The sequence below is a fragment of the Haloferax sp. Atlit-48N genome, assembly GCF_003383015.2.
In the GTDB taxonomy this organism is placed as follows: Archaea; Halobacteriota; Halobacteria; order Halobacteriales; family Haloferacaceae; genus Haloferax; species Haloferax volcanii.
The window spans coordinates 1,314,987-1,337,226 of the sequence record NZ_CP137689.1 but is presented as its reverse complement, the minus strand read 5'-3'; the positions used below and the strand labels follow the sequence as shown (position 1 = coordinate 1,337,226).

General features: G+C 68.2%; 22 protein-coding genes and 1 tRNA gene. 8 read left to right on the top strand and 15 right to left on the bottom strand.

The features are described 5' to 3' along the window. Positions 1 to 62: 62 nt before the first annotated feature. From DEQ67_RS07285 to DEQ67_RS07270, 4 genes are all read right to left on the bottom strand, one after another. Positions 63 to 1,808 (bottom strand): acyl-CoA carboxylase subunit beta, encoded by a 1,746-nt coding sequence (locus tag DEQ67_RS07285; RefSeq protein ID WP_115891253.1) that lies wholly within the window; start codon positions 1,806 to 1,808, stop codon positions 63 to 65. 159 nt (positions 1,809 to 1,967) lie between these two features. After that, positions 1,968 to 2,861, bottom strand: a complete 894-nt coding sequence (locus DEQ67_RS07280; protein ID WP_004063380.1) for a class 1 fructose-bisphosphatase — start codon at positions 2,859 to 2,861, stop codon at positions 1,968 to 1,970. Beyond that, a complete protein-coding gene (locus DEQ67_RS07275) occupies positions 2,861 to 2,989 on the bottom strand; it encodes a hypothetical protein (protein WP_255409802.1) in 129 nt (42 codons plus the stop codon). The genes DEQ67_RS07280 and DEQ67_RS07275 overlap by 1 nt, the downstream gene beginning before the upstream one ends. Positions 2,990 to 3,165: 176 nt before the next feature. Then, positions 3,166 to 4,110, bottom strand: a complete 945-nt coding sequence (locus DEQ67_RS07270; protein WP_115891254.1) for a helix-hairpin-helix domain-containing protein — start codon at positions 4,108 to 4,110, stop codon at positions 3,166 to 3,168. Between the two features lie 124 nt (positions 4,111 to 4,234). Between DEQ67_RS07270 and DEQ67_RS07265 the strand changes: the two genes are divergently transcribed. From DEQ67_RS07265 to DEQ67_RS07240, 6 genes are all read left to right on the top strand, one after another. After that, complete coding sequence (locus DEQ67_RS07265) at positions 4,235 to 5,095, top strand: 3-hydroxyacyl-CoA dehydrogenase family protein (RefSeq protein ID WP_115859919.1); 861 nt, start codon at positions 4,235 to 4,237, stop codon at positions 5,093 to 5,095. A gap of 147 nt (positions 5,096 to 5,242) precedes the next feature. Continuing rightward, positions 5,243 to 6,235, top strand: a complete 993-nt coding sequence (locus DEQ67_RS07260; protein WP_115802566.1) for an ABC transporter ATP-binding protein — start codon at positions 5,243 to 5,245, stop codon at positions 6,233 to 6,235. Further along, positions 6,232 to 8,103 (top strand): ABC transporter permease, encoded by a 1,872-nt coding sequence (locus tag DEQ67_RS07255; protein ID WP_115802565.1) that lies wholly within the window; start codon positions 6,232 to 6,234, stop codon positions 8,101 to 8,103. Before DEQ67_RS07260 ends, DEQ67_RS07255 begins: the two co-directional genes overlap by 4 nt. Further along, positions 8,096 to 9,154, top strand: a complete 1,059-nt coding sequence (locus tag DEQ67_RS07250) for an ABC transporter permease (protein WP_004063391.1) — start codon at positions 8,096 to 8,098, stop codon at positions 9,152 to 9,154. The genes DEQ67_RS07255 and DEQ67_RS07250 overlap by 8 nt, the downstream gene beginning before the upstream one ends. A gap of 95 nt (positions 9,155 to 9,249) precedes the next feature. Continuing rightward, positions 9,250 to 9,573: a DUF5798 family protein gene (locus DEQ67_RS07245; RefSeq protein ID WP_004043495.1), complete on the top strand. Its 324-nt coding sequence runs from the start codon at positions 9,250 to 9,252 to the stop codon at positions 9,571 to 9,573. Between the two features lie 186 nt (positions 9,574 to 9,759). Beyond that, a complete protein-coding gene (locus DEQ67_RS07240) occupies positions 9,760 to 10,740 on the top strand; it encodes a PLP-dependent cysteine synthase family protein (protein WP_115802564.1) in 981 nt (326 codons plus the stop codon). A gap of 51 nt (positions 10,741 to 10,791) precedes the next feature. Here DEQ67_RS07240 and DEQ67_RS07235 read toward each other — a convergent pair whose 3' ends face one another. The 3 genes from DEQ67_RS07235 to DEQ67_RS07225 all read right to left on the bottom strand — a co-directional run bounded on the left by DEQ67_RS07235 (position 10,792) and on the right by DEQ67_RS07225 (position 12,959). Beyond that, a complete protein-coding gene (locus DEQ67_RS07235; RefSeq protein ID WP_004043497.1) occupies positions 10,792 to 11,211 on the bottom strand; it encodes a CoA-binding protein in 420 nt (139 codons plus the stop codon). A gap of 94 nt (positions 11,212 to 11,305) precedes the next feature. Further along, the gene (locus tag DEQ67_RS07230; protein WP_004043498.1) at positions 11,306 to 11,917 is read right to left on the bottom strand and encodes an RAD55 family ATPase; all 612 of its coding nucleotides are present in this window, start codon (positions 11,915 to 11,917) and stop codon (positions 11,306 to 11,308) included. Positions 11,918 to 12,104: 187 nt separating this feature from the next. Further along, the gene (locus DEQ67_RS07225; protein ID WP_115802563.1) at positions 12,105 to 12,959 is read right to left on the bottom strand and encodes a geranylgeranylglycerol-phosphate geranylgeranyltransferase; all 855 of its coding nucleotides are present in this window, start codon (positions 12,957 to 12,959) and stop codon (positions 12,105 to 12,107) included. Between the two features lie 94 nt (positions 12,960 to 13,053). On the opposite strand from DEQ67_RS07225, the gene DEQ67_RS07220 reads away from it, so the two are divergent. Further along, positions 13,054 to 13,128 (top strand) — tRNA-Arg (locus DEQ67_RS07220). Positions 13,129 to 13,300: 172 nt separating this feature from the next. On the opposite strand, the gene DEQ67_RS07215 is transcribed toward DEQ67_RS07220, so the two are convergent. The 4 genes from DEQ67_RS07215 to DEQ67_RS07200 all read right to left on the bottom strand — a co-directional run bounded on the left by DEQ67_RS07215 (position 13,301) and on the right by DEQ67_RS07200 (position 16,365). Next, complete coding sequence (locus DEQ67_RS07215) at positions 13,301 to 13,684, bottom strand: DUF2255 family protein (protein ID WP_115859921.1); 384 nt, start codon at positions 13,682 to 13,684, stop codon at positions 13,301 to 13,303. Positions 13,685 to 14,016: 332 nt separating this feature from the next. Further along, on the bottom strand, positions 14,017 to 14,967 hold the full coding sequence (locus DEQ67_RS07210; protein WP_115891255.1) for an NADP-dependent oxidoreductase: 951 nt from the start codon (positions 14,965 to 14,967) through the stop codon (positions 14,017 to 14,019). Between the two features lie 193 nt (positions 14,968 to 15,160). After that, a complete protein-coding gene (locus DEQ67_RS07205) occupies positions 15,161 to 15,565 on the bottom strand; it encodes a (R)-mandelonitrile lyase (RefSeq protein WP_115859925.1) in 405 nt (134 codons plus the stop codon). Positions 15,566 to 15,687: 122 nt separating this feature from the next. Beyond that, positions 15,688 to 16,365, bottom strand: a complete 678-nt coding sequence (locus DEQ67_RS07200) for a helix-turn-helix domain-containing protein (RefSeq protein ID WP_115859927.1) — start codon at positions 16,363 to 16,365, stop codon at positions 15,688 to 15,690. Positions 16,366 to 16,629: 264 nt separating this feature from the next. On the opposite strand from DEQ67_RS07200, the gene DEQ67_RS07195 reads away from it, so the two are divergent. Continuing rightward, positions 16,630 to 17,967 (top strand): permease, encoded by a 1,338-nt coding sequence (locus DEQ67_RS07195; protein ID WP_004043519.1) that lies wholly within the window; start codon positions 16,630 to 16,632, stop codon positions 17,965 to 17,967. A 101-nt stretch (positions 17,968 to 18,068) separates the two neighbouring features. Here the strand turns inward: DEQ67_RS07195 and DEQ67_RS07190 are convergent, their stop codons facing one another. From DEQ67_RS07190 to DEQ67_RS07175, 4 genes are all read right to left on the bottom strand, one after another. Beyond that, the gene (locus DEQ67_RS07190; protein WP_004063400.1) at positions 18,069 to 18,377 is read right to left on the bottom strand and encodes a non-histone chromosomal MC1 family protein; all 309 of its coding nucleotides are present in this window, start codon (positions 18,375 to 18,377) and stop codon (positions 18,069 to 18,071) included. A gap of 107 nt (positions 18,378 to 18,484) precedes the next feature. Further along, positions 18,485 to 19,489, bottom strand: coding sequence for a phosphotransferase family protein (locus DEQ67_RS07185; RefSeq protein ID WP_115891256.1), 1,005 nt, complete (start codon positions 19,487 to 19,489; stop codon positions 18,485 to 18,487). A 97-nt stretch (positions 19,490 to 19,586) separates the two neighbouring features. Next, positions 19,587 to 20,279: an HAD family hydrolase gene (locus DEQ67_RS07180; protein WP_004063412.1), complete on the bottom strand. Its 693-nt coding sequence runs from the start codon at positions 20,277 to 20,279 to the stop codon at positions 19,587 to 19,589. A gap of 87 nt (positions 20,280 to 20,366) precedes the next feature. Continuing rightward, the gene (locus DEQ67_RS07175) at positions 20,367 to 22,076 is read right to left on the bottom strand and encodes a histidine kinase N-terminal 7TM domain-containing protein (protein WP_115891257.1); all 1,710 of its coding nucleotides are present in this window, start codon (positions 22,074 to 22,076) and stop codon (positions 20,367 to 20,369) included. Between the last annotated feature and the right edge of the window lie 164 nt (positions 22,077 to 22,240).

Genomic DNA, 22,240 nt, shown 5'->3' with positions numbered 1-22,240 from the left:
GCTTAGGTCAGTTACCGTGAGATTACCCGCCGGAAAAACGGAGCATTAACCCCCGACTCGGCTCAGATGACGGTCCCGTGCTTCTTGTCGGGGAGCGACTTCTCCGCGTCGGCGTAGAACTCGAAGCGGGCCGCAAGCTCGTCGCGGAGGGTCGACGGCGGGACGATTTCGTCGATGACGACCTCGCTCGCCATCCGGTGGGCGTCGATGTCCTCGCGGTACTCCTCGCGGAGTTCGTCTTCCATCCGCGCCCGTTCTTCGGGGTCGTCGACGTCGGCGAGCTTGTTCGCGTACACCGCGTTGATGGCGGCTTCGGGGCCCATGATACCGATTTCGCCCGAGGGAAGCGCGATGACGCTCTCCGGGTCGTAGGCGGGGCCGCCCATGGCGTAGATGCCCGCGCCGTAGGCCTTCCGCACGATGACGGTCTGTTTGGGCACCGTCGCCGACGAGGTGGCGTAGATGAACTTCTTGCCCTTCTCCAGGATGGCGTCCTTTTCGACCTGCGACCCGGCCATGAAGCCGGGCGTGTCACAGAGGTAGAGGAGCGGAATCTCGTAGGCGTCGCAGGTCCAGATGAACTCCGCGGCCTTCTCGGCGGCGTCGGGGAAGATGGCTCCCGACCGCTCGGTGGGCTGGTTGGCGACGATGCCGACCGGCCGACCGTCGATGCGGGCGAACGCGGTGACGATTTCCTTGCCGTAGTCGGGCTTCAGTTCGAACACCGATTCGGCGTCGACGACGCGCTCGATGAGGTCGTGGGCGTCGTAGGGGCGGTTCGGTGACTCGGGGATGAGTTCGTCGATGCCGTCGGGGGAGTACCGCGGCGGTTTCGACTCGGCGCGCGGCGGCTTCTCGCCGGCCTTGTCGGGGAGGTAGGTGATGAGCTGAGAGACGAGTTCGCGGGCGTGCGCCTCGTCGCGGGCGACGAGGTCGGCGCTCCCGGACTCCTCGGCGTGCATCCGCGCGCCGCCGAGGTCCTGCATGGAAATCTCCTCGCCGGTGACCATCTTCACCATGCGCGGCGAGGCGATGGCCATCGCGGACATCCCCTCGACCATGACCGTGAAGTCGGCGAAGACGGGCGTGTAGGCCGCGCCGGCGATACACGGCCCGTAGAGGACGCAAATCTGCGGGACGTACCCCGAGAGCATCGAGTGGTTGTAGTAATATTTCCCGATGCCCTCGCGGTTGGCGAAGAAGCCGGTCTGCTGGTCGATGCGGCCGCCCGAGGAGTCCATCAGGTAGAGCACCGGCTTGCCGGTCTTGAGGGCGCGCTGCTGCATGCGGAGGAACTTCTCGACGCCGCGGCGGGCCATCGACCCGGCCTTGACGGTGAAGTCGTTGGCCATGACGTGGAGGTCGCGGCCCTCGAACTCGGCGGCTCCCGTGAGGAGGCCGTCGCCCGGCAGGCGAGTGTTCGGGTCCGCCTCGTCGACCTCGGGAGAGTTCTCGTGCCACGAGTCGAAGTTGGCGAACTTGCCGTCTTCGAACGCCAGCCCGTCGGGGAACCAGAGTTCGAGACGGTCGCGGACGAACAGCTTTCCCGACTCCGGCAGGCGCTGTTTGTACTTCTCGGGGCCGCCGCCGAGGATGTCCGCGATTTCCTCGCGGAGTTGCTCCTCGCGCTCGGTGGGACCCATGTCGTCGTCCAGCGGGAAGGTGTCCGCGGGCGGTTCGGCGTCCGCGACGGCCTCCTCGCCGTCGCCGACGAAGACGTTCACGTCCGTCCCGAGGTGTCGCGCCAGCGCGTTGGCGATGGCCTCGGCCTCGTCGCCGGTCGCGCCGTCACCGATTCTGACCTTCATACTCGGTGATGCACCACCGTATTCAAAATGGTTTTCCATGCACGATTTGCCGGTCGGTCGAACGGGGGCGGCGGCAGTCCGGCCGTCGTCCGTTTGGAGACCGGTCGCTATCGACTGCGGAGTTCGGAGAAGACGAGGTGCCCGGTCGGTTCGGTTCGCTCAGTCCAGCGCGGCTTCGAGTTTCGCCACGAGTTCGGTGTTGCCGACGTACATCGGGGTCCGCGCGTGGAGTTCGTCCTTGTCCACGTCGAGGAGCGACTTCGTGCCGTCGGAGGTCGCGCCGCCGGCCGTCTCGATGACGTAGCCGATGGGGTAGCCCTCGAACTGGACGCGGAGTTTGCCCTCGGGCGCGGACTCCAGCGTCGGATACGCGAAGATGCCGCCGTAGGTGAGAATCTGGTTCACGTCGCCGATCATCGAGCCGCCGTAGCGGAGCTTGCGCGAGGCGTCCTGTTCGACCTCGCGGGCGAACGCCTCGAAGTCGTCGGTCCAGTCGGGGACGCGGCCGCCGAAGCCGTACACCGACCCCTCGTCGGGGAGCGAAACGTCCTCGCGGACGAGTTCGTGGCTCGCGTCGTCGTGGATGACGTACTCGTCGACGGTGCCGTTGCGGGCGACAATCATCGTCATGACGGGGCCGTAGAGGACGTAGCCGGCGGCGACGAGGTCGCGCCCGTGGGCCGGTAGCGGGCCATCGTACACCGCGAAGATGGTCCCCATCGTGTTGTTCGGCTTCAGGTTCGACGAGCCGTCGAGCGGGTCGACAGCGACCGACAGCCGGCCGGTGCCCACGTCCACGGACTCGGGGCGCTCCTCGCTGGCGTACTCGCCGACGCCGTCGAGCGCGCCGATGCGCTCGCAGAGGAGGTCGTCGGCGAACACGTCGGCGGCCATCTGCGTCTCGCCGCTCGGGTTCTCGTCTTCGGCGGTGACGCGGCGACCGGGGAGGCCGGTTCGAATCTCGGGCGCGGTGCTCGCGATGATGTCGACCACGCCGTCGATGGTCCGCACGTCGCGGGCGGTGTCGGCGGTGTTGACGTCGGTCGTCGCCATCAGGCCCATCCCTCCGGGCGTCGGCGGGTCGTCGGCGAGTCGTCGGCGAGTCGAGCGCTGACCCCGAGCGTCGTCGGGGTGGGAGATACCGTCTGCGGGAAGTCGACGGCCGTGTCGGAACCGGGCATCATCTGATTCAAAATGGTGTAACTACCTATATAAAAACTGCGTCTAGAGTGGTTTAGGGTGTATTGCTGAATTCGGGCGTTATGAGGGCCGTAACAAAATATTACGGAAAAACACGGTCCGAATAGAAATTACTACTCAGATAGTAAAAATTCGGGCGGCAGTCAGAACCGGCGGTTTACTCCATGGCGTCGCGCGCCTGCCCCTTCCACGCGCTGACGACGGTCGGGTCGATTTGGAGGGCGTCGGCGACGTGTTCCGGGTCGGCGGTGGCGAGTCGCCTGACCGAGCGGACGCCCGCCTCGGCGAGCAGTTCGGCGTCGGCCTCGTCGACCCCGGCGAGCGTCGTGAGCGGTTCGGGCTTCGACCGCTCGCGCCACGCTTCTTCGGCCGCGAGCGCGTCTCCCGAACCGTCGGTCGACGCGTCGGTCGCCCCCCGCCCGGTCGGCGTCCAATCGCCCGACTCCGTGGGCTCCGAGGGGGCGTCCGCTTCGCTCTCCGGTCTCGTAGTCGTCCCCGACCCCGACGGAGTCCAGTCTCCGTCTCGCGCCGGGCCGCTCGTCTCCGTCGCCTCGCCCCGGCCGTCCGGGGTCCAATCGCCGGTGTTGCTGTTTCTGTCGCCGTCGCTGTCGTCGCTGTCGGCATCGTCACTCGCGTCCCAGTCGCCCGAACTCGCGGCGACCCACGCGCGCTCGTCGTCGCCCAGTCCGCGGACCTGCGAGGAGCGGCGGTCGAGGTCGTCGCCGGAGTTGAACGACCACGAAAGCGAGTGCCAGCGCCGAATCTTCGCCGCGACGCCGGGGTTCGTCCCGGCGGCGACGAGGTCCCGGTAACACACCTCGCCGTCGACGATAGCGGCCGCGTCGATGTTCGCCTCGGCGAGACAGTCGGCGGTCGCCGGGCCGACGTATTTCAAGGCCTCTAACTCGGTCGGGACGCCGTCGCTCGCGCGGTCGCCCCGCGGTCTGAGCAGGTGGGTCAGCGCCTCAGCAGGGTTTTTCGGCCCCTCGTCCGGCCCGTTCCCCCGGTTTGCGCCCTCGGCGTCGCTCGGGCGCGCGTCCGAGACGGCTTCCCCTCCGTCCCCGCCCGCGTCGTCTTCGTCGTATCTGCCGGCGTCGTTCACCCCAGTCACCGTTGCATATCCCCATTCTTGCCCCCGACTTGAGTCTTCCCGTGACAGTCACGAGTCTGTCACTATTCCGAACGCATCGGCAAGTTTTACCACCCTCCCTCGCGCAGACCCCGATATGTACGATACCGAAGATATCGACACGGTGGGCGTCGTCGGCGCGGGAACGATGGGCAACGGCATCGCGCAGGTGGCCGCGATGGCCGGCTACGACGTGGTCATGCGCGACCTCGAACCCGAGTACGTCGAGCGCGGCCTGTCAGCCATCGACGACAGCCTCTCGCGGTTCGTCTCGAAGGAGAAACTGACCTCGGACGAGGCCGACGCCGCGAAGGCGCGCGTCGCGGGGACGACCGAGCTCGCGGACCTCGGGGACTGCGACCTCGTGGTCGAGGCGGCCGTCGAGAACATGGACGTAAAACGCGACATCTTTGCCGACCTCGACGACATCGTCCCCGAGGGCGTCGTGCTGGCGACGAACACCAGCACGCTCTCCATCACCACCATCGCGGCCGCGACCGAGCGCCCCGAACTCGTCGTCGGCCTCCACTTCATGAACCCCGTGCCGATTATGAAGGGCGTCGAGGTCGTCCGCGGCGAGAAGACCGGCGACGACGTCGTCGCGTTCGCCCACGACTTTTCGGAGGCCCTCGGCAAGGAGACGTGGGAGTCCGACGACAAGCCCGGCTTCGTCACCAACCGCATCCTCATGCCGTGGCTCAACGAGGGCATCCGCGCCTACGACGAGGGCGTCGCCTCGAAGGAGGACATCGACCGCGGCATGACCCTCGGCACGAACGTCCCGATGGGGCCGCTCACCCTCGCGGACCACATCGGCCTCGACATCTGTCTGGACGCCTCCGAGACGCTGTTCGAGGAGCTCGGAGACCGCTACAAACCGGCGTACCTGCTCAAGCGCAAGGTCGCGGCGGGCGACCTCGGCAAGAAGACGGGCAAGGGCTTCTACGAGTACGACTAAGTCGACGAGCGTCGGTTCTCGGCGGCGCGGGCATTCGTTCACTCCCGGCCGCGGGGCGGCGAAACTGTTGCCCCGCGAAGGGGAAGGCTATCAATCCTGAAACCCTGCGCGAACGCTTTTTATGCCGTCCCGCGTGAAACTCTCTCAATGATTACGGTCGAGAACCTCCGGAAGACCTACGGCGACTTCCCCGCCGTCGTGGGAAGCGACTTCTCGGTCGAGTCGGGCGAGGTGTTCGGCATCGTCGGCCCCAACGGCGCGGGGAAGACGACGACGCTGAAGATGCTCGCCGGACTCGTCGAACCGACCGGCGGGTCGGCGTCGGTGCTCGGATACGACCCCGAGGAGCCGGCGATGCGGCGCAAACTCGGCTTTCTCCCCGAGGAGTCGCCGCTGTACGAGGACATGACTGCGCGGTCGTATCTCCGATTCTTCGCCGACCTCTACGACGTGCCCCGCGACGTGGCCGACGAGCGCACCGGCGCGGTGCTCGACCGCCTCGACCTCGAATACCGCGACCGCCGACTCGGGGACATGTCGAAGGGGATGAAGCGCAAGGTCGCCATCGCCCGGTCGCTCGTCAACGACCCCGACCTGCTCATCTACGACGAACCGGCCAGCGGCCTCGACCCGCTGACGACGAACGTCGTCTTGGAGTTCGTCCGCGAACTCCGCGACGAGGACAAGACCGTCGTCTTCAGCGCGCACAACCTCTTTCACGTCGAGTCCATCTGCGACCGCGTGGTCATCATGAACCGCGGGGAAATCATCGCCCGCGGGACGGTCCCCGAGATTCGCGCGGAACACGGCGAGACGACCTACCGCGTGTTCACGACCGTCCCGCTCGCGGAGACCCTGCCCGCCGACGACGAAATCGACGGTGAGGAGCGCCACGTCGCCGTCGTCGACGAGATGTCGGCCGTCGAGTCGCTCCGCGAACGCGCCGAGGCCGCCGGCGGCCGCGTCGCCGACATCCGAACCGACGAGGCGTCGCTGGAGGACATCTTCCTCCGCCTCGCCCGCGAGGCACCGACGACGAGCGAAGCCGAGGGCGGCCGCGGGCGGGCCGCTGACGGCGAGCGCGAGTACGCCGACGACGAGCGCGAACAGCGCGTCGCCGGAGGTCGCGGGCAGTCGTGACCGACCTCCGAACCCGACTCGTCGCGCACGCCCGGACTATCCTCCGCATCGCCCGCTGGGAGGTGTCGCGCTCGGCGGGGACGCTCGACCGCCGGACCGCCGCAATCGGTCTCGTCGCCGTCCTCGTCGCCGGCGGCATCGCGGCCGGGGCGGCGGGCGGCGGGGTCGCGCTCGACCGCGACCTCTACCGCGTCGGCATCGCCGGCGACAGCCCCTACTACGACGCCGTCGACCAGTCATCCACGCTCGACCCGCGGCCCGTCTCGGACCCGAACGTCGAACTCGTCGTCAGCGAGACGCACGTCTCGGTCGTCGACACGCAGACCGGCCGGGCCGCCTACGCCGCGTTCCGCGACGCGGTCCGGTCGTACAACGAACGACAGATGGCCCGCGAGGAGAACCGGTCGGCCGCGTTCCCGGTCGTCGTGGACCTCCAGTACCGCGAGCGCGACGCGCTCGTCCCGGCCGGAAGCCGCGTCGACGGCGGCGCGGGCGGGGGTGGTGGTGGAGCCGGAACCGGTGACGGCGGCGGAGCCGACGCCGGAACCGGAGCCGGGAGCGGCGCGTCCGGTGCCGGTGACGGTGCGGGCGGGACAGCCGGCGGCGGCCCGGACGCGTCCGACGCCGCGGCGGCCGACGACGGCAGCGTCGACGCCCCGTCGCTCGGCGGGATGGCGGGCCTCTTCGGCGGCGACACCAGCGGGTCGCCGGCGAGCATCAGCCCGCCGTTCCCGTTCGCCTCGCTCGTCCTCGCCTTCGCCTTCCTCGTGCCGATGAACTTCGTGATTCAGGCCTACGGGTCGAGCGTCCTCAACGAGCGCATCAACCGCCGCGGCGAACTGCTCCTCGTCGCGCCCATCTCGCCGGGCGACATCGTCGCCGGCAAGACGCTCCCGTACCTGCTCGGGACGGTCGCGATAACCGTCGCCATCGCGGCGGCGGTCGGCGGCGGCGTCGTCTCGGTGGCCGCGGTCGTCCCCGTCGGCCTCCTGTTCCTCGCGTCGACGTTCGTCGGCGCGATGTTCGCCCGGTCGTTCAAGGAACTCACGTTCGTCACGGTGACGGTGTCGGTGTTCCTGACGACGTACACGTTCGTCCCGGCCATCTTCACGAACGTCACGCCCATCGCGCTCATCTCGCCGCTGACGCTCGTCGTGCGCGACCTCGCGGGCGAGTCGATTCCGCTCGGCGAGTTCCTGTTTTCCGTCGGGCCGATTCTCCTCGCCGCGGCCGTGTTGTTCCTCCTCGGCGTCGGCGTCTACCGCGAGGAGGACATGTTCACCCAGCGACCGGTCCCGCTGAAGTTCCTCGACGCGCTCGACAGTCGCATCTCGCGGGCGCGCTCGGTTGCGACCCTGTCGGCGCTGTCGATTCCGTTCGTCTTCATCGCGGAACTGCTGGCCATCGCCGTGCTGTTCGTCCTCCCGGTGGACCTGACCGTCCCGATGGTGCTCGTCGCGGTCGCGGTCATCGAGGAGTTGGCAAAGAGCCTCCACGTCCTCGCCGCCTTCGAGAAGGCGCGCTTTTCGCGGACGCTCCGGTCGTCGCTCGTCCTCGGCGGGCTCTCCGGCCTCGGCTTCTTCGTCGGCGAGAAGTTCACCGCCATCGCTCAACTCGCCGGGTTGCAGTCGCTCACGCTCGGCCAGACCGCCTTCGCGCCCTCCGGCGTCGGCATCGCCGGCGGCACCGGCGTGAGCGCCCTCGTCGTCCTCGGGCTGTTCCTCGCGCCGCTCGTGCTCCACGCGGTGACCGCCAGCGTGACCGCCTTCGGGGCGAGTCGGGGGCGCTCGGCCTACGGCGTCGCGCTCGTGGGTGCAATCGCCATTCACCTCGGCTACAACCTTCAGGTGGTGAACGCCCTTGGGTAGCCCGCGACTCGCCATCGCCCGGCGCGAACTCGGCAGTCTCCGTAAGGAAAAAACCATCGTGCTGGCGCTGGCTATCCAGCTGTTCGTCGCGGCGTTCTCGTCGTTCCTCGTCGTCGGCCTCGTCTCGCTGTACGACCCCGGCGCGGCGAGCTATCAGGTGGACGTGGCCGTCGCGGGCGACGAGGAGGCCGTCGAGGACCTGCTTCGCGCCGTCGGGACCGAAGACGGGCTCAGCGGGCGACCGTACGCCTCCACGTCGGCCGCGATGACGGCGTTCCACGAGCGGGAGGTCGATGCCGTCTTAGAGGCGTCCGCGGGAGAGGACGGCAGGATACGGGTCGCGGCGGTCGCGCCCGACACGGGCGTGGAGACGACGGCGGTCGTCACCCGCCTCCGCGACGCGCTCCGCGAACTGGAGCGCACCGAGCGCGCGGAACGGCGCGCGTTCCTCGAAACGGACCCGCTTTCCCTCCCGCCGGCGGCGGAGTCGAGCCCGTACTTCGGCTTCACCTACACCGTGCTCGTCCCGCTGTTGTTGTTCCTGCCCGTGTTCATCTCGGGGTCGCTGGTGGTCGACTCGCTCACGGAGGAGGTCGCCCGCGGGACGCTCGAACTCCTCCGAGTCGCGCCCGTGAGCTTCGCGGCCGTCGTGGACGGGAAGCTCCTCGCGGCCGGCGGACTGGCTCCGGTGCAGGCCGTCGCGTGGATGCTGCTCCTCCACCTGAACGGGACGGCCATCGAGAGCGTGCCCTGGCTGTTCGGCATGGTCGCCGGGCTCTCGGCCGTCGTCGTCACCCTCGGCGCGGCGGTGGCGATTACGTCGCCCGACCGTCGGGTCGCACAGCTCCTGTACTCCATCGGCGTGCTCCTCGTCTTCGCGGGCACGTCGTTGCTGCCGCTGAACCCCGCGAACACGGCCGCGCGACTGGCGCTCGGGACCGCGGGCGTCGGCGCGAGAGCCGCCGTCGCGGGGCTCGTCTTCGTCGGCGTCGTCGCGCTCGTCGGCCTCCGGGTCGTCGTCGACCGGGTGGACCCGAACGAACTCGGCTGAGACCCGGTGTCTCCACCCGCTCTCGGTGTTCGTGGCCGGTTTTCTCGCGACACCGCACCGGAAGTCGTACAAGCCCCGAGTCCGAGAGGCGACACATGGCACTCGGAGGCACCGCGAAGAAGCTCCAGAAGGTCGCAGAGATGGCCGAAGACGTGTACAAGAAGCTCAACGAACTGCGCGAGCAGGTCGTAGAGGTCCGCGAGACGGTCAACGAGACGAAGTCGCGCGTCGACCGGCTCGAAGCCGAGAACGCCGAACAGCGGGCGATTCTCGAAGCCATCGCGGAGGAACAGGGCGTCGACCTCGACGCCGCCATCGCGCAGGCGCACATCTCCGAGGCCGAGGACGACGCGGCCGGCGACGAGACCGCCGACGCCGATGCCGACGCGTCGAGTGACGCCACCACCGACGACGCGTAAGCACGCCGACTCTCCGACGCTCCCCGTTTTCTGTCGGTTTCGCACCCAGCCCTAGCCTCGTCTCGGAGTCCCCGAGAGACGACTGTGCTCGACCGACTCGGCTCGACTCACCCACGCACCGACCTCCGACGAAGGGGAGACAACGGGATGAAAACGTTCAGGGTCAGGGGCAACTTTTGCCCGCGTATGACCACGCACCGCGAACCCTTCGACTCGGTGCTCGACACCGTCGGGGAGACGCCGCTCGTCAGGGTCCACGCGTCGCCCGACGAAGTGCCCGTCTACGCGAAGCTCGAATCGTTCAATCCGGGCGCGAGCGTCAAAGACCGCATCGGGAAGTACATGCTCGAACGGATGCTCGAATCCGGCGAACTCCCCGATGGCGGCACCATCGTCGAGCCGACCGCCGGCAACACCGGCATCGGCTTCGCCGTCGCGGCCGGACAGCTCGGCATCCGCGCGGTGTTCGTCGTCCCCGAGCGGTTCAGCGTCGAAAAACAGACGCTCATGCGCGCGCTCGGAGCCGACGTGGTGAACACGCCCACCGAAGACGGGATGGGCGGCGCTATCGACCGCGCCCACAAGCTCGCCGACGAACTCGACGACGCCGTCGTCCCCCAGCAGTTCTCCAACCCGCTCAACCCCGAGGCGCACTACGAGACGACCGCGCCCGAGGTGTACGACGCGCTCGACGGCGAGGTCGGCGCGCTCGTCGCCGGCTGCGGTACCGCGGGCACGCTGATGGGGATGGCGCGCTACGGCCGCGAGCGCAACGAAGACACGTTCGTCACCGCCGTCGAACCCGAGGGGTCGCTCTACGCCCGGCTCCACGGCCGCGACGTGGCGGAGGCGTCGTACAAGACCGAGGGCATCGGCACGCACGACCCCGCGACGAACGAGCTGTTCGACCCCGAGTTGGTGGACGAAATCGTCCAAATCGCCGACCGCGACACTCACGACGAGATGCAGCGCCTCGCCGCCGAGGAAGGCCACCTCGTCGCGTCGAGCGCCGCCGCCAACTCGCTGGCCGCCATCGACGTGGCCGAGCGCGCCGCCGCCGGCGACCTCGACCTCCCGCACGACGCCGTCGTCACGGTCTTCCCCGACTCCTCGGAGCGATATCTCTCGAAGGGCGTCTACGGCGACTTCGAGTCGTGGGAAGGGTAGAACAGGCCGGCCAGAAGCTGACTCCGGTCGAATCGCCGGTTCAGCGGGCGCTCAGGCGAGCCGCGAGTGCTCGACCTTGAAGCACTTGTCCTGAACGAACGAGAGTCCAGCTTCCTCGGCGCGGGCGGCCGCGTCGTCGTCGCGGATGCCGAGTTGGAGCCAGACCGCCTCCACGTCGCCGCGGTCGGCGGCGCGCTCGATTGCGGCGTCGACGATGTCGCCCGCCTCCTCGGACGGTCGGAACACGTCCACGAGGTCGACGTCTTCGTCCACGTCGGCCAGCGAGTCGTACGCCGTCTCGCCGAGGATTTCGTCGTGGAAGGGGTTGACCGGGACGACGCGGTAGCCGTGGCGCTGCATGTACGCCGGGATGTCGTGGGCGGGCTTGCCGGCCGTGGCCGAACAGCCGACGACCGCGATGGTCTCGGCGTCGAACAGCGCGCGGATGTCGTCGTCGCTGGTGATGGGCATACCTACGACGTGGCCGTCTGCGGATAAAAACGTCAGGCGGCTGTGCGGCGCGGCCGCCGTCCCAGTCCCCAGTCCGGCGCGCGCGCCGAACCGGCTAGTGGTCCGCGATGCGGATGTCCGGCGGCGCGTCCTCGTGGGTCGTGATGATGCCGTCGAACAGCTGTTTGATGGTGTTCATCGTCCGGTCGTCGTGAGCGTCGGCGTCGATGGTGAACACGCCGAGGCCGCCCACGCTCTGGATGCGGCCGGTGAACACGTGCAGAAACCGAAAGACGGTCTGGAGGTCGGCGTACATCAGCAGCGTCGAAAGCGAGTGGAGCATGATGCGGTTCTCCGGCAGCCCGCGGTCCTGGTAGTACTCCTGGAGGATTTCCGAGAGCTTGATTCCGATTCCGGTCATGTCGACCGGCGACGACGTGTACCGGATTCGGTCGTCGTCGCGGACCTCGCCGACGCCCTGCTGTTTCGTGACGCAGTCGACGACCGCGACGGGCTTGCCCTCGTAGTCGAGTCGCTTGCCGAAGTCGTTGAGGATGCGGTCCGCGCCGTCTTTGGTCGTGACGATGACCGCCCCTTCACCGCTCCGGGTCCCCTCCGCGAGGATGTCGAGCGCCAGCGAACGCTTGCCGGTCAACGCCGGTCCGACGAGGAGGAGGTTCGTGCCCGGTTCGACCTCGACGTCGAGATCAGCGCCCAGATTATACATACAGGTACCTCGGCTCGATGTCGTCGACTCCGAGGAACGCGCTCGCGTGACGCTTCCGCTCGCCGGGGGTCATCGGATAGTACGATGATACAGTGAGCCGGTAATATTCTTTTTGATTGGAGGATCGAACAGTTCCGGCTCGTCGGGGCGTTCTCCGGGAACTTGCCGATTGTCCGTCCAGGATCACTTATAAGAGACTTCCCGCTGGCGCCGTCGCCCGTCCGAGGATGAACGCGAACGCCGCCAAGAACATCCCGTGTTTGAGTCGGCGCTGGGCCGCGGCCGGATTACCGAACGACTGCGCGGTGGCGGCGAGCATGAGCGCGTCGGCGGGGACGACCACGCCGAGGTACGCCAGTCCGAACTCCCCCCGGACGAACGGCACCGCGCTCGCGCCGACGGCGACCACGAGGACGACCGCGCCGAGCCACAGCGACGCCGCCTCGCCGACGACGATGGGGAGTGTCCGAAGCCCCTCTTCTCTGTCGCCGCCGATGTCCTCGACGTCTTTGACGATTTCGCGGGTCAGCGTCGCCAGCGCGGCGAGCACACAGAGGACGGCCGCGCCCAACGGTTCGCCGATGGCCGCGCCGCCGAACAGGAACGTTGAGCCGGTGAGCGCGGCGACGACGACGTTGCCGACGCCCGGGAGACCCTTGAAGAACTCCGTGTACGCGAGGAGCGCGACGAGGTTGACCACGGCGATGGCGATGGCGACGACCGGGAGGACGAGCGCCGAGACGACCGCGCCGCCGAACAGCGCGACGCTGAACCACTTGGCCTCGGGCGCGGTCACCGCGCCGCGGGGAATCGGCCGGTCCGGGCGATTGATGCGGTCGATATCGCGGTCGAAGTAGTCGTTGATGGCGTTGCCCGCGCCCGTGGCGAACACGGTTGCGAGCATCGCCGCGACGACGACGAGCGCGTCGCTCGGTGACGCCCCGGCGACGAACGCCCCGGTGAACGTGAGGACGCCCGCGGCGACCGCGTTTCCCGGCCGGGTGAGTTCCGCGAACCCGCGTGCCCGCGTTCCGAGAGACATACCACGTACTGTTCGGAGACCGCGTATAAATCGCGCGGAGTCGCCGCCCCGAATCAATCCATTTAAAACAGTCCACGACAGACGAAGTCATGTAGGGCGCTTAGCTCAGTCTGGACAGAGTGCTTGGCTTCGGACCAAGTTGCCACGGGTTCAAATCCTGTAGCGCCCATGATTTTTCGAGGAACGAAGTGACGAGCTAAATCTGAGCCGAAGGATTTGAATCGGGAAGCGAACGAAAACGGTAACGCGCTTCGAAGCTCTTCACACGCTCCCGCCACGCGGGGAGCGTCGAGCACCTCGCCGACGGGGGCACATCGCACTGCGACCGAGGGAGGCGACGGTCAGTCGCTGGCTTCCCGCGGAACGACTCTGACCGTGGCCGAGCGCGCGCGGTCGCCAATCATCGCGCTCAGATACGAACTCCCCTCGTACTTCTCTCGGTAGGCGTCGTCGATGTGGTCGTTTATCGGTCCGTCGACCGCCTCGAAGGCGACTTCCTTGGCCTCGTCGTTGACTTCGATTCGCCCCGCGTTCTCTCGGACTGCGGCCTGGTACCAACTGGAGTCCTGGCCGTTGTACGCGCGCACGAACAGGTCGTCGTCGACCCGAACGGACCAGACTCGGGTCGGCGTGCCGTACGTCTCGCCGTCCTCGCGGAACGGCGCGACGTACAGGTCGTTGGAGGCCGCGATTTCGCGCAGTTCGGCCACGTCCCACGCGGTCATCGGCGAACCCCCCCGTCAGTCCCACGGCGGCGGAGCCGAGAACGGCGGGCGCTCGTCCCCCTCGGTCGCTGTTCGCGTGCGGTGCTCGCCTCGCGACAACGGCCGGCGCTCGTTTCAGTGGGTCGGATTGGTCTCGTCGCCATCGGCTAGAATAACGTCGGTCGCTCTCTTGAGCGTAGTGCTGTACGAAAAGCCCGTTTAACTGGTCAGCCGATGTCAGAAAGCGGTGAACGCCGCCCCATGACCGGTCGCGGCCGTTCTCGCAGAGGCTCACCGCCCACCGTGTGTCGGTGGGCGTCCGAGCCGACGCCGGGCGACGTGGAATGCGACGATTAGTTCGATGCGGACTCGTCGTCGCCGGGCGTGAGGATAATCTTCCCGCGGGCGTGTTTCGCCTCGCTCAGCCGGTGGGCCTCCCGCGCTTCGGAGAGCGGCAACACCGTGTCGAGCGTCACCGAGACGGTGCCGTCTGCGAGTAGCTCGGTGATGTCTTCGAACCACTCGCCGTTCCAGCGGACGTTCGTCATTATCGCTTCGACGCCCTGTTCGTCCGCCAGTTCCTGTTGCTCGTCGGTCGGCGGACTCGGGAGCTTGTCGATGATACCGCCTTCGTTCAAGATTTCGAGGGACCGGTCGAAGGTCTCTCCGCCGACGCCGTCGATCACTCCGTCGACCGGCTCGAGCACCTCTTCGAAGCGCTGTTCGCGGTAGTTGACGAACTCGTCGACGCCGAGCTCTCGGAGGTACTCCTCGTTCGACCCCGAGGCGGTGCCGATGACGTGGAGGCCACGCTCCCGTGCGAACTGGACGGCGAAGTGACCGACGCCGCCGGCCGCGGCGTGGATGAGAACGCGGTCGCCGGCGTCCACGTCAATCGCGTCCAGCGCCTGCCACGCGGTCAGCGCGGCCATCGGGACGCCGGCCGCTTCCTCGAAGCTGAGCGACGCCGGTTTTCGCACGAGCTCGTCTTCCGGCGCGGTGACGGCCTCTGCGTACGTGCCGCCGCCGTACTCGAACTCGACGAGACCGAACACTTCGTCGCCGACCTCCAGGTCGCTCACGTCGGAGCCGACGGCGTCGACGACGCCGGCGGCGTCCCAGCCGACCGTCCACGGGAGTTCGTCTCGCTCGACGAGGCCTTTCCGCGTCATCCAGTCGACCGGGTTCACGCCGGCGGCGCGTACCCGAACGCGCACTTCGTCGGCGGCGGGTTCCGGCTCGTCTACGTCTTCGTACCGAAGTACGTCTGGGCTACCGTACTCGTGAATGCGTACTGCTTTCATGGTCGAGTCGTATCTCAATGGAGGCGTAGAGCCCCCCTGAACTCGGCGCTATCTGCAAAGTATATTTAAGTACTAACGCGTGTCGACCGCCGCCCGTGCGGTCACCGCGCCGCTCCGAGGTAACGACCGCGTCGCAAACGAGTCGGGGTGGCGGATTCGGGCTGGACCGCGTTCGGTACCGTCGGCAGACGGGTTACTCCGACGCCGGGCCGTACTCCTCGTCGGTGACGTGTTCTAACCAGGTGACGGCCTCGCCGTCCTGCTCTTCTTGGATGGCGATGTGGGTCATCGCGTTGTCCGGCGTCGCGCCGTGCCAGTGTTTCTCGCCCGGGGGGAACCAGACAACGTCGCCCGCGCGAATCTGTTTAATCTCTCCGCCTTCGCGCTGCACGAGGCCGCACCCGCTCGTCACGACCAGTCGCTGTCCGAGGGGGTGCGTGTGCCACGCGGTGCGAGCGCCCGGCTCGAACGTGACGCTCGCGGCCGCCGCGCGGGCCTCGCCCTGAGAGTCGAACAGGGGGTCAATTCGGGCGTCTCCCGTGAAGTACTCCTCGGGTCCTTCGACGGACGGGTTCGCACAGCCTTCGGTGATATCCATGGTTGTCTCACCTCTCAGTTGGGTGTCGTATGACTTGGTTTCGATGCTATCTGGAATGGGTGTTTAAATACTGCCGCCGGTTCGGGGTCACGGCCATCGGAACACGAAGCTGGGGTCCGCCGCTATCTGCTGACCGTGTTGACCTGCGACTGCGAGCCGAGCGCGGAGGTGAGAAGCTGGCGCTCGCCGCGGCGGAGGAGACTCGACATGGAGGGTTGCGAGATACCCATCTCCTCGGCGAGTTCCTCGGTCGAGACCTGCCGCGGGCTCTCGTAGTAGCCGCGGGAGATGGCGAGCGTCAGCGCCTCCTGTTGTCGCTCGGTCAGTCCGTACTGCGACGACTCGTCGCGTTCCCGGGGGTTCTGCGTGATAGAAATCAGCTCGATGGAGATACCGTACTCCTCGCAGCGGGTTCGCATCCCGTTGAACGCGTTGTAGTTCTGAAAGAGCTTCTTTTCGTACCAGCCGTCGGGCGTGACGACCGTCCGTTCCACCTGGGTCGCGGTGAACCGCTCGGGGGCGAACGCTTCCGAGACGACGTCGTCCAGTTCGATGGTGGTTTGGAAGACGTCCTTACCGCTCGCGCGCCCGAGCGCGTCGACGGCGACGACCTCGTCGAAGGCCAACAGGTCGGGTTCGGAGATGTCCGCGTCGGGGTCGACGTAGAGCATGAACACCCGAGAGTTCCCCTCGTGGCAGAGGCCGTGTACGCATTCGATCTGGTTCGACGGAACCGATTTCGCGAGACGGACGAACGGCAGCGCAGACGAACGAATAACGATCTCCGTAGTGATAGTCACGGGAGAAACGGAGGTGCTACTCGAAGTTAACTTTCTGGGTACCCCGAGAGACGGGCCGTATTACGCCTCCTACGGGACTTTGACGCCCGAACGAGTTTCGAGCCGGTGACGCTCGGTCGCTCCGACGGCGCGAGCCGAACGCGACGGCTCACGTTCTGAACTCTCCGCCCCGTCGGAGTTCACAATCAGAACTCGCGTCGCGCCGGAGCCCCGATTCTGCTAGGCACAACCCAGTTAGGTACGGCTCCCCTCATACTCAATCACATGGACCGGAGCGAATACGCGATACTCGCGGTCATCGCAGCCGCGACGGTCGGACTCGGCGTGTTCACGACCACACAACCGCTGGGAACGTTCCTCGTCGAGAGCGCCCGAGAGGCGCTTTCGACCACCGCGGCCATGGCGTGGGTGACGTGGTGGGCGCTCGTCGTCGGCTTCGCCATCGCCGGCGGCGTGGAGGCGTGGACCTCGGGTGAGGAGGTCTCGGAGCTACTGGAGGGCCACGGCCCGCGCGAAATCGGCTACGGCTCGCTGTTCGGCTTCGTCTCCTCGTCGTGTTCGTACAGCGCCATCGCCACCGCGAAGAACCTCTTTAAGAAAGGCGGCTCCGCGGCGGCGACCCTCGGGGCGTTCATGTTCGCCTCGACCAACCTCGTCATCGAAATCGGCGCGGTCATCTGGATTCTGCTCGGCTGGCAGTTCCTCGTGGCCGACATCCTCGGCGGGTTCATCCTCATCGGGCTGATGGCGTTCGGCTTCGTCTACCTCGTGCCCGACGAGGTGGTCGAACAGGCCCGACGGAACGTCCAAGACGAGGGAAGCGAGACCGTCCGCGACCCCGTCTGCGGGATGGAAGTCGACCCCGACGAGACGGAGTACAGCGTCGAACGCGACGGCCGGACGTTCTACTTCTGCTCGAAGTCGTGCAAGGAGAGCTTCGACCCCGAGGAGGCCAACACGACGGTTCGCGAGCGGGCCACGTCGCTGTCGGGGTGGAAGGCGCTGGCCGACAAGCAGTGGAAGGAGTGGGGGATGCTCTGGGACGAAATCGCCATCGGCTTCGTCTTCGCCGGCCTCATCGCCGGCTTCATCCCCGACGCGGTGTGGACCTCGGTGTTCTCGGGGCCGACGTTCGGGCTCCCGGTGTACGTCTTCTGGACCGCGGTCCTCGGGGCCGTCATCGGCGTCGCCACCTTCGTCTGCTCGGTCGGGAACGTCCCGTTCGGGGCGGTGCTGTTTTCGAACGGCCTGCCGTTCGGGAGCGTCCTGAGCTACATCTACGCCGACCTCATCGTCCCGCCCATCGTGGACGCCTACCGCGAGTACTACGGGACGACGTTCGCGGCCGTCCTCTCGGGGATGATATTCGTGGCGGCGGTCCTGACGGGCGTCGTCATCCACTTCGTCTTCCTCGGCGCGGGGCTCATCCCGGCCCCCGAGAGCGTCCAAATCGCGGAGGTGAGCATCGAGGCCGACTACAAACTCGTGTTGAACGTGTTCGCGACCGGCCTGTTCGGCGTCCTCTACTGGCTCCACCGCTCGGAGTCAGTTGGTGATGACGGCCACGGCGGTCACGGCGAGGCGGCGCAGGCCGGCGACTGAGCCGTCGGAGCGCGTGCGCGACGCACGTCCGAAACGCCCGAAAAACCGAAACAGCCCGAAAAACCGAAGCCGGGGTCCACCGGCCCCGCCGAACCCCCGGCTTACGCTTCGAGATGTTCGATGCCCTGCTTCGAGACGTTCGCCCGGGTGACGTGGTCGTCCATCCACTCGGGGGCGTCGTCGTCTTTCTCCTCGGTCCACGCCCAACCCTCGTAGATGTGGACGCGGTCGGTGCCGCGCTCGCGGAGCCTGAGTGTCGCCTTCCCGTCGATGTCGTCGGGGCTGGGTGCGGGATGGAGCCGGCGGGCGGCCTTCAGCGCCGCCTGCCGGGGATACGTTCCGCTGAACACGCTCGTCTCCTCGCCGTCCTCGACGAGGACGAAGTTTCGCTTGCCGTCTTCTCGTACCATGCGTGCCTATACCACGCACTCCGAATTAGTAGTTCGTGTCGCCGCGACGGTCACAGCGCGCCGTCGACGGGGCGGTTCGTCCCGGTCGACGCCACTCCCCCCACGACTCACAACCACGCGTCGAGTCGCGCTCGGTGGAAGTCGACCGCGGCCGCGCCGGTTCGCTCGGGGTAGCCGGGGCGGGTCACCTCGCCCGCCGAATCGACGGCCGAGTGGACGACGGCGGCGACCCGATAGGCGCGCGGGACCGGCGGGAGCGGCCGGACCGACTCGTAGCCCGCGCGGAACGCCCGGCGGAGCGGCGCGCCGTCTTCGACGTACCAGTCAGCGACGAGGTGTTCGACTTTGGCGACGGCGAGTCCCGGCGCGGCGGCCATCGGCTGTCCCCAGTCGAGGACGGCCGAGACCCGGTCGTCCTCGACGAGCGCGTTCCCCGGTCTGAAGTCCCACGGATAGAGCCGCGCCGGCGGGTTCGCGGGGAGCGACGCGGCCGCGACGGCGTCCGCTAACCGCTTTCGACACCCGTCGAACGCGGCCGGGAGCGCGGCGATTCCCTCGCGGGCGTAGGCGGAGAACCACGCCTCCCAATCGCTGTCGTCGGCGCTCGCGGCGTCGAATCCGCGGTTGGTCGCCGGTTCCGATTCGAACCCGGCTCCGCCCGCGGTCGCTTCGCCACCGTCGGCTCGCTGTCCGCCGCGAGGAGAGCCCGCAAGCCGACCGTAGCCGTCGAAAGTGAACTGTTCGTGGAGCTGGCCGAGGCCGACGCCGAACGACCGGGCGACCCGCCGCTGGGCCGTCGCATCGAGCGAGACGAACCGCTCGTGGAGTTCGTCGCCGGCGGCGCGCTCCGTGACGACGTAGCCGGCCCCGTCGAGCGCGCCCGACGCGAGGACGCGGGGGACCGGAATCGACGTGCGCTCGCGGACCGCCCGCGAGAGGGCGGCTTCGACGGCCAGCGCCGCGGCGTCGGCCGCCGTCTGGACGACGACTTCCCCGCCGTCGGCGAACGTCGCGACCGCGGTTTGCTTGTGGTTCCCGTTCGGAACGCGAGCCGTCGCCGCGACGCGTCGCTCGGGGAACTCGCGGGCGAGCACGCCCTCGACGGGGTTCATGGAACCACTCTACGGGTGACGCGAACAAAGGTCCAGCGGACGGCTCGCGGCGGCCGATGGCGATGGCGATGGCGACGGCGACGCCGCGGGAGCCGAGTCACGGCCCGCCGTCGAGAATCGTCGAGAACTCGGTGAGCGACCGGAGGACGTACGCCGGGGCGTACGAGGTCGGGTCCGGGTCGCCTTCGTCGCCCGTCTCGACCGGGCACCACGCGGCGTCGAGACCGGCGCGGTGGGCTCCGTCCACGTCGAACTCCAGCGAGTCGCCGACGTGGAGGCTCGCGTTCGCCTCGGCGTCGAGGTCGGAAAGCGCCCGGTCGAACGGGTCGGGGTGGGGCTTTCGCCGCGGCATGTCGCCCGCGAAGACGACCGCGTCGAACGCGTCGGCGATGCCGAGCGCGTCGAGTTTGACGGCCTGCCGCCGCTCGGGACCGTTGGTGACGAGGCCGACCGACGCGTGGTCGCGGGCGGCGGCGAGCGCGGCCTCGGCACCGGGGCGAAACGAGACCGCCGAGTGGTCGACCGTCTCGACGAATCCGCGGGCCAGCGCCCGAACGTCGACCCCCTCGCGGTCGTGTTTGGCCGCGACGCGCTCGAAGCCGTCGGCGAGGTAGCCCTCGTGGTCGTCGTGGTCCGGCGGGCCGTCGAGGGCGGCCCAGAGGTCCGACGGCTCGCCGAAGCGGTCGAGACCGGCGGCGTCGAACGCGCCGGCGTAGATGGTCTCGCCGCTCTGGTCGTTCGTACAGAGCGTGTTGTCGAGGTCGAAGAGAATCGCGTCGAACGGTGCCACACGCTCTCTTGGAGCGGCGGCGATAAAACCTCGTCCACGAGCGACGCCGACCGCGGCGGCGACGGTCCCCGAGTCGAACGGGGCGGCTCAGTCCGCGGCCTCGACGGTCGCGAGCGGGAGTTCGATGACGAAGACGCTTCCCCGCGGTTCGTTGTCCTCGATGTGGACTGCGCCGCCGAAGTTCGAGACGATGGTGTCGACGAGGTACAGGCCGGTGCCGGTGCCGGGGCTTCCCAGCCCCTTCGCGCCCTTCCCGAAGACGACCGACTTCCGGTCGTCGGCGATGCCGGGGCCGTCGTCGGCGATGCGGACGGTGACGCACTCGTCGTCCGCCGCGCCCGAGACGGCAATCGACGGGCGGTCGCGGTCGCTGTGGACGACCGCGTTCTTCAGGACGTTCGCGAACACGGAGTCGAGCAGGTCGTTGGCGAACACCGTCGCCGGCGGGAGGCTATCGACCGTGAAGGCCGCGTTCGGATAGCCCTCGCGCACGTCGTCGACGGCCTCGCGGAGCGCGTCACCGACGTCGAGGGCGCGGCGGCGCTCGTCGTCGTTCGTCGCGCGCATCAACTGTCCGAGCACGTCGGTGAGGTCCACGGTGTTGAGCGCCCGCCGGAGCGCAGTCTCCAACTGCGACCGCGCCTCGTCGGACAGCGGCTCGTGGTCGAGGACGATGTCGATGTACGCCGTCACGAGCTGCATATCGTTTCGGATGTCGTGGCGGACGATGCGGTTGAGCACCTCCAGTTCGTCGTTTCTCGACTCCAAGGCGAGTTCGTAGCGTTTCCGCGGCGTCACGTCCCGAACCGAAACCACCCACCCGAGCGGGTCGCCGGCGCGGTCCAGCGGGATGCGCGTCAGTTCGACGTAGCGCTCGCCCGCGACGAGCGCGTCGCACGTCGGGGGGTCGCCGGCGAGGTCGTCGTAGTTCGGGAGAGCCTCACTCGCCGGGCGACCGAGGAGCGGGTCGTCGGCTCCCAAGAGGGGCCGGACGTGGTCGTTGACGTGGACGACGACCTCGTCGGCGTCGAGGACGACGAGCCCGTCGGTCGAGTGCGCGCCGGCGGCCGCGTAGGCGAGCGGGAGGATGTCGAGGAGCTTGTAGCGGTAGACGGCGATGCCGAACGTCACCGCGGGCACCGCGAGCGAGGCGGGGATGAGGTTGACGCCGCCGGCGAGCGGCGGCGAGTCGGTGAGTTCGAGCGCGGCGACGACCGACGGCACGACCATCCCGACGAGGAGGAGCGTCGCCTGCGTCCGGTAGGGGCGGTCGAGTTCGAGGGCGTACTGGCCGATGACGCCGAGCCCGAGAAACAGGAGCACGAAGGCGTAGACGAGGCCGAACACGCTCACCGGGCCGTCGGTGACGGAGAGCGTCACCCCACCGTCGACGGCCGACAGCTCCCAGCCGGTGTAGCCGAGTTCCAGCGGGTTGGTAAAGAGGACGACGAGGAACACCGCGGGGACGACGTACAGCGCCGCGACGACCTGCCGGTCGAGCAGTTCCCGCCGGTCGGTGTACGCGAGGGCGAAGACGAAAAACGCCGGCGCGGCCGTCATCGCACCGACGTGGAGGAGCTTGTAGGCGAGCAGTTTCGCGCCGGGGGCGACGAGAAACAGCTTGACCGCCGTCGTCGCGGTCCAGAAGGCGACGGCGGCCGTCAGCACGGCGAACGAGACGACCGTCGGGTTCCGCCCCCGGCGGCGGACGGACTGGAGCGCGTAGCCCGAGAGGATGGCGGCGACGACCGCCGCGAACACCATCGGGTAGGCGTACACGCTGTGCTGCCAGTTCATCGAGCGCCTCGCTCGGCGGTCACGTCGCGAATCGCGGCCTCGCCGGCGCAGTCTCGGTCGTTCCCGGTATCGTCGGTGATAGCTGGAGATACTCCGGCATCGGATAAAGAACTTCTCAGGGTCGGGCCGGCGGACCGCGGGAGCGGGTCGCCCGCCGCCGACCC